Here is a 6,815-nt window from a genome sequence, read left to right on the forward strand (position 1 = left end):
ATCTATTTATGTATAAAAGTTTGCTTCAATAAAGCAGGAATTTCTTAAACCGTTTTGCTCTTTTGGTAGTGTTTAATCGCACCGTTCAGGATTACTGTAATTACAATTATCAGTGCGCCAATGTAAAATTCAAAACTCATTTTCTCTTTTCCGCCAAGGATAAAATAAGCCAGAATAATGCCGTAAACAGGTTCTAAGTTTGTGGTCAACATGACTGTATATGGAGTTAGTTTTTGCATCACTTTGACCGAAGCCGTAAAAGCATAGGCTGTACAAACAGAAGCCAGAATCAATATTAAAGTCCAATTATTTGCAGTCAAAACAAAAAATTCTGTCGTGAATTTCCCTTGAAACAAAAAGTAAATGGTTATAAAGGTGACACCTGCCAGGAATTCATAAAAAGAGATTACCGAGGGATCGTGAACTGCAATAAGTTTACCGTTCATGAGCGTAAACAAAACTCCTAATATGATCGATGCTAAAGCATACAACATTCCGTCAAGGTAGTTGATTTCGACTTTCATAATCAGTGCTAATCCAGCAATAATTACAAGTCCAAAAAAGACTTCGTACCACAAAACCTTTCGACCATAAAAGAGTGGCTCTAAAATAGATGCAAAAAAGGCACCCAATGAAAAAACCGACAGTGTTATAGACACATTAGACACATGAATCGCTTTAAAAAAAAAGATCCAGTGTAACGCAATCAATAACCCGACGAAAATCAATTTAAGGAACGACTTTAAGGGAATTCGAAACGATTTTTTCTTAAACACCAAAAACAACGCTAAAAAAACAGCGGCAAAAAACATGCGATACCAAACCAAAGCATCTGCTGTAATGGTGATTAAAGCGCCTAAAATGGCCGTAAAACCCCAAATAAAAACAATCAGATGGAGGTTTAAATAACTTTTTAAATTATCGTTTTGCATTTCGTAGTAAATAAAGGGCTAAAATTCCAAAGGCAATATTAGGTAACCAAACGGCTAACATAGGCGGAATACTGGATTTCTCTGCCAATACTCCAAAGATTTTATCAAAAAATACAAAGGCAAAAGCCAATGCAATCCCTATTGCTAAATTGGTACCCATACCGCCTCGTCGCTTCATAGCCGAAACTGCAACTGCAATAATAGTAAGAATAAATGCTGAGACTGGAACACTGTATTTTTTATACAACACCACCAAATACACATTTATAGTAGAGGAACCTCTTGCTTTTTCTTTTTTAATAAAGGCGTTTAATTTTCCTAAACTCAACGTTTCAGCAATGTAAACCACTGGCGCTAAATCCTCTAGATCAAAATTAAAAACAACCTCTTTTTCTGGGAGTTTTACAATAACATCATTGGTCTCACCTACCGTTCTTTTCGTATAATCGTATAAGGTATACTTACGTTTCTTTGGGTCGTATTTAATTCTGGAAGCAGTAATTTTATGCACTAGTTTCTGATTTTTAAACTTTTCTAATGAAAAATTAAAAGCCGTTTTAGATTCGGCATTAAAACTATTTACATAAATAAACTCGTCATCGCTAATTTGTCGGTACACATCGGTATTGTCGCCAAGCATCGCTTCTTTTCCGCCTCCTTTTAAGTACGTGTACCTAAAATTATTGAAGCCTTCACTGGCTTTTGGAACCACAAAGAAACCCATCAACAGTACAAAAACAGAAACTATAGAAGCACCAATAATATACGGCCGTAAAAAACGCGTAAATGAAATCCCAGAACTCAAAATAGCGATAATCTCAGTATCATTGGCTAGTTTTGAAGTAAACCAAATTACCGATAAAAATAAAAATATTGGGAAAAGAGAATTCGCAAAATAAATTGTAAAATTATAGTAGTACAGCGCAATCTCTAAAAACGGGATTTTATTCTCCAGCATTTTATTGATCTTCTCAGATACATCAACTACAATTCCGATTGGGATAAACAACAACAGCATCACCGCAAATGTGGCTAAATATCTTTTAAGGATGTATTTGTCTATTATTGTTAGCATTCTTTCTCGTGATTAGTTAGTAGTCCTTAGTGAATAGTCCCTAGTAAATAGTACTTAGTGAATAGTCCCTAGTGAGTGGTACTTAGATAGTGGTTCTTAGTAAAAAGTCTTTAGCAACTTAGAATAGGCTGAAGCAATTATTTAGAGTACGAGCAACAAAATGGCTACATTCAATTTATCATTTTTGCTATTCACTACTTACTTTTCACTTTTCACTTTTCAATTACAATCGTTGGTTCATATTCTTCACCATCATTTCTTTCCAAGGCTTAAAATCACCTGCTAAGATATGTTTTCTAGCTTCACGAACCAACCACATATAAAAACCAAGATTGTGTATCGTAGCAATTTGTTTCCCCAGGTATTCATTGGCAGCAAAAAGATGGCGCAAATACGCTTTAGTATATTCAGTATCTACCCAAGTGATTCCCATCTCATCTACAGGAGAAAAATCAGCTTCCCACTTTTTATTTTTAATGTTGATGGTTCCGTTAGCGGTAAACAACATTCCGTTGCGGGCGTTACGGGTAGGCATCACACAATCAAACATATCAATACCCAACGCTATATTTTCAAGAATGTTAATAGGCGTTCCCACACCCATCAAATACCTTGGTTTGTCTTCGGGTAAAATTTCACATACCACCTCAGTCATGGCATACATTTCCTCTGCAGGTTCCCCTACAGATAAGCCGCCTATGGCATTTCCTTGTTGGTTGGAATTGGCAATATATTCTGCTGATTGTGCGCGTAAATCTTTATAGGTACTTCCTTGTACAATAGGGAAAAAAGTTTGCTCGTACCCGTACTTAAACGGTAGCGTGTCTAGGTGATTTATGCAGCGGTCTAGCCAGCGGTGCGTCATTTTCATAGAGCGCTTCGCGTAGTTGTAATCGCAAGGATATGGCGTGCATTCATCAAATGCCATGATAATATCGGCACCTATGGTACGTTGAATCTCCATCACATTCTCGGGTGTAAAAAAATGGTACGAACCATCAATATGCGATTTAAACTTTACCCCTTCTTCCTTAATTTTTCTATTGGCACTCAAGGAATACACTTGGTACCCGCCAGAATCTGTCAATATATTTCTGTCCCAGTTCATAAACTTGTGCAAACCACCCGCTTTTTCTAGAATTTCAGTCTGCGGACGCAAGTACAAGTGATACGTATTTCCTAAAATAATATCAGGATTTATATCTTCTTTCAATTCCCGCTGATGCACCCCTTTTACAGAGGCAACAGTACCTACTGGCATAAATATTGGCGTTTCAATTACCCCGTGATCGGTGGTAATAGTTCCCGCTCTAGCCTTAGATAACGGATCTTTTTTTAATAAATCAAACTTCATTTTGTATTGTATTATCTACATTTTTCTTAAAAAACCCTATCCTATCACTACAATAACACAGCGCCAAAAAAATTATGCAACGTATATCTCCCGATTGTTCGGCTGGCAAAGATAGGTTAATTTGAAACCCACATCAAAAAATATTTTTCTGCACTTCATTCCCTCAAAACAACTTCAATTCCTTCTTGGGTGTACCCCTACGTAAAAACTTCGGGTCGGGCTCTCGGCTTTATCTTTGCGTTACACTACAAGGATACCTCCCGAAGTCTCGGGATCATCCCTTACACAAAAAAAAGAGACGCAACAATTCAAGATGCAAAATGGAGTAAAAATCTTAAAAATAAATGTATCTTTAAACACCAAAAAAAGATGCACAATGAACTGGAAAGCAGCACCCTTAAAACATAGAGACGAAAATAGAATTGCACTCTATTTTGAAAAAAACCAAGAGCTCATTCAACAAGTCAAACAAATAAATGGCGCTAGATGGAGCCAACAAAAAAAACTGTGGCACATACCCGACACTATCGAAAACAGAATCCAGTTTGAACTGCAACCACAGCACGTAGAGCAACTTTCTCTGGAAGCCATACACTATTTAGAAAAATTCAAACAATGGTTGCTATCCAAACGGTATAGCCCGAACACCATAGCCACGTACTCTGAGTCCTTAAAAACATTTTTACTCTTTTTTCCAGAAAAAAACATCCCCGAAATAGACAACAATGATGTAATCCTGTTCAATAACAACTACATCCTTGATAAAAAATTATCTGAATCCTATCAAAACCAAATTGTAAATGCCATCAAACTCTTTTTTAAAATAGTATTGGACACTAAAATTGACATTGACAAGATACACCGACCCAAACGCGCCAAAGTATTACCCAATGTGCTAAGCAAAGAAGAGGTAAAACTAATCTTGAATGCCCACAACAACCTCAAACATAAAATGATGCTTTCACTTATATACAGTTGTGGCTTGCGTAGAAGCGAACTCCTAAATTTAAAACCTGCCGATATTGATTCTAAAAGAGGAATTATAATTATCCGCCAAAGCAAGGGTAAAAAGGACAGAATTACTCCCTTATCTCCAAAAATTTTAGAGATGCTCCGAGAATATTACATAGGCTATAGACCTAAAATTTGGCTTTTTGAAGGGGTAACTCCTGGAGAAACGTATTCCGAAAAAAGTTTACAAAGTGTCCTTAAGCAAGCACTACAAAAAGCAAGCATTACAAAACCCGTTAGTTTGCATTGGTTGCGTCATAGTTTTGCTACTCATTTGCTGGAAAGCGGTACCGATTTGCGCTACATACAAGAATTATTGGGTCATAATAGCAGTAAAACTACCGAAATTTACACCCACGTAAGTACGAAAAGTTTGCAACAAATTAAAAGTCCGTTTGATGATTTATAAAAAAATATACTACATTTGAAAATAAATAAAACTGACTCTTGTCAGACAAAGCCACCCAATATTGGGGTGATAGGTCTGATTTTGTCAGACATATATACAAGTTACTGGCTAGTTATGCGGAAATTACGCAGGTAATTTCGATTTGGAAATAAAGTTTGTAACTCGCAGAAACTTAAAAATGTAGAAGCGTGAAAATTGGAACTTTCCATCAGAAACTTAAAAAGTTGTAATCTGAAAAACTAAAGCGTGAAAATGGAAACTTGCCAACAGAAATTCAGAATTGGAATCGGAAAAACAGAAGCGTGAAGTCGAAACTTCCCAACAGAAACGTAAAAAGTTTTGCGCAGAAATTAAAAAAGTAAATAATTGAAAATAAAACGTTGAAAATTACGAGCAGAAATGCAGAAACGTGAAAGTTGGATACTGCCAACGGAAGCGTGAAAATTTTCGGTTTAATTGTAATTTCGACAAAATAACCAGCCAGTAACACACGCTACAAGCAATTTGGGGATTTGGCTTAATTTAAATATGGTTTTGTATTTGAATGATTTGGCAAATCCGAAGAATGGGCATAATTTAGTCCCAAACTGCTTGTAGCGGGGACGTTACTGGCTAGTTATGCCGAAATTACGCAGGTAATTTCGATTTGGAAATAAACATTGTTTCCGCAAAAAGTTTACAAAGCAGAAGCGTGAAAATTGGAATCGCCAGCAGAAGTCGGAAAGTTAAAATCTGACAATAAACAGACGAAAAACTGAAGCGTGAAAATTGGAACTTGCCAACAGAAACTTGAAAATTGGAATCTGAAAATCAGAAGCGTGAAAGTCGGAATCTGCCAGCAGAAACTTGAAAAGTTTAGCGCAGAAATTAAAAGTAAATAATTGAAAATAATAAACCGAAAATTACGAGCCGAAAAGCAGAAACGTGAAAGTTGGATTCTGCCAACAGAAGCGTGAAAAATTTGCGGTTTAATTGTAATTTCGACAAAATAACCAGCCAGTAACACACGCTACAAGCAATTTGGGGATTTGGCTTAATGGAAAAATTGGTTTGTATTTGGAATGATTTGGCAAATCCGAAAGATAACGCTAATTTAGTCCCAAACTGCTTGTAGCGCGAGAACGTTAGCGGTCAGGCTAAAAAAACAGACGAATGAAAAGAAATTCAGTTATTATGGGAATTATATCGACAATATTAAGTGTATTTGGATGCTCGCCAAACGGGAAAAAAAATGGCGAAAAAATTACTCAATCAATTGAAGAATTTAATAACAGAAAAATCTATTCAAAACTAACTGAAGAACTAATTGACAATACTTCTGATGATAAATTATTACAATTAGTCTTTGACAATTTACCCCAAAAGAGTTCCAAAGATTATGAAAATGAATTTGAAACTGTAATGAGTTGGAACAAATCTAAACAAGCAATTTATATGATTTGGGCTTTAGAATCAGAAGTCAATAATGGTGGTTACAATCAATTTTACTTTAATTCAAGTGGACAGTTTTATAAATATTTGCCTGATGCTTTAAAATTAGTTGGAGCACATAAATTTTCAGACTTAACGAAACAAGCCAATATTACCTTTGAAAAAGAGAATGCGAAAATCAAACAATATCAAGACGGTACAATAGATGGTTTTAGTAAATCTTACGAAGACAATCCATTGAACAAGTTTGACGATGATTTTTATGACCTTTACAAAACTGAAAATTTAGAACAAATACAAGTAGATTTTATTAGAAAACATAAAACTGAATTTATCGACAACTGAAACGTAAAAAAAGCCCGAACCGCTAACAGCTACTACAACGGATTTGGGCAATTGGCTTAATGGAAAGTTGGTTTTGTATTTGGGATGATTTGGCAAATCCGAAGAATGGGCTTAATTTAGTCCCAAACCCGCTGTAGTAGCGGGACGTCAAACTGTCTAATAACCTCCTTTTCCCCTGTTAGATAATTTGTACAAAAAACCGTTCAAATAATTTGCATAACTCGTTGGTTTTATGTATATTTAAGAATGAAATTCATC

Annotated in this window: 5 protein-coding genes; 2 read left to right on the forward strand and 3 right to left on the reverse strand. The window is 35.6% G+C overall.

From position 1 onward, the window contains the following. Nucleotides 1–44 precede the first annotated feature (44 nt). The 3 genes from ACNQGO_RS14790 to tgt all read right to left on the reverse strand — a co-directional run bounded on the left by ACNQGO_RS14790 (nt 45) and on the right by tgt (nt 3,361). A complete protein-coding gene (locus ACNQGO_RS14790; RefSeq protein ID WP_417985750.1) occupies nt 45–932 on the reverse strand; it encodes a DMT family transporter in 888 nt (295 codons plus the stop codon). Next, nucleotides 919–2,007 (reverse strand): LptF/LptG family permease, encoded by a 1,089-nt coding sequence (locus tag ACNQGO_RS14795; protein WP_417971997.1) that lies wholly within the window; start codon nt 2,005–2,007, stop codon nt 919–921. The genes ACNQGO_RS14790 and ACNQGO_RS14795 overlap by 14 nt, the downstream gene beginning before the upstream one ends. A 223-nt stretch (nt 2,008–2,230) precedes the next feature. Continuing rightward, nucleotides 2,231–3,361: a tRNA guanosine(34) transglycosylase Tgt gene (gene tgt / locus ACNQGO_RS14800; RefSeq protein ID WP_417945947.1), complete on the reverse strand. Its 1,131-nt coding sequence runs from the start codon at nt 3,359–3,361 to the stop codon at nt 2,231–2,233. 376 nt (nt 3,362–3,737) lie between these two features. On the opposite strand from tgt, the gene ACNQGO_RS14805 reads away from it, so the two are divergent. Both ACNQGO_RS14805 and ACNQGO_RS14810 read left to right on the forward strand, forming a co-directional pair. Next, nucleotides 3,738–4,781, forward strand: coding sequence for a tyrosine-type recombinase/integrase (locus ACNQGO_RS14805; protein WP_417985751.1), 1,044 nt, complete (start codon nt 3,738–3,740; stop codon nt 4,779–4,781). A gap of 1,152 nt (nt 4,782–5,933) precedes the next feature. Then, nucleotides 5,934–6,557: a DMP19 family protein gene (locus ACNQGO_RS14810; protein WP_417947947.1), complete on the forward strand. Its 624-nt coding sequence runs from the start codon at nt 5,934–5,936 to the stop codon at nt 6,555–6,557. The last annotated feature ends 258 nt before the right edge of the window (nt 6,558–6,815 follow it).

This window comes from Flavobacterium frigidum (genome assembly GCF_048286735.1).
Lineage (GTDB): Bacteria > Bacteroidota > Bacteroidia > Flavobacteriales > Flavobacteriaceae > Flavobacterium.

Bases quoted from the DNA above. Each gene is read 5' to 3' on its own strand.
- ACNQGO_RS14810 (WP_417947947.1), top strand. From the start codon at position 5,934: ATGAAAAGAAATTCAGTTATTATGGGAATTATATCGACAATATTAAGT.
- tgt (WP_417945947.1), bottom strand. From the start codon at position 3,361: ATGAAGTTTGATTTATTAAAAAAAGATCCGTTATCTAAGGCTAGAGCG.
- ACNQGO_RS14790 (WP_417985750.1), bottom strand. From the start codon at position 932: ATGCAAAACGATAATTTAAAAAGTTATTTAAACCTCCATCTGATTGTT.
- ACNQGO_RS14795 (WP_417971997.1), bottom strand. From the start codon at position 2,007: ATGCTAACAATAATAGACAAATACATCCTTAAAAGATATTTAGCCACA.
- ACNQGO_RS14805 (WP_417985751.1), top strand. From the start codon at position 3,738: ATGAACTGGAAAGCAGCACCCTTAAAACATAGAGACGAAAATAGAATT.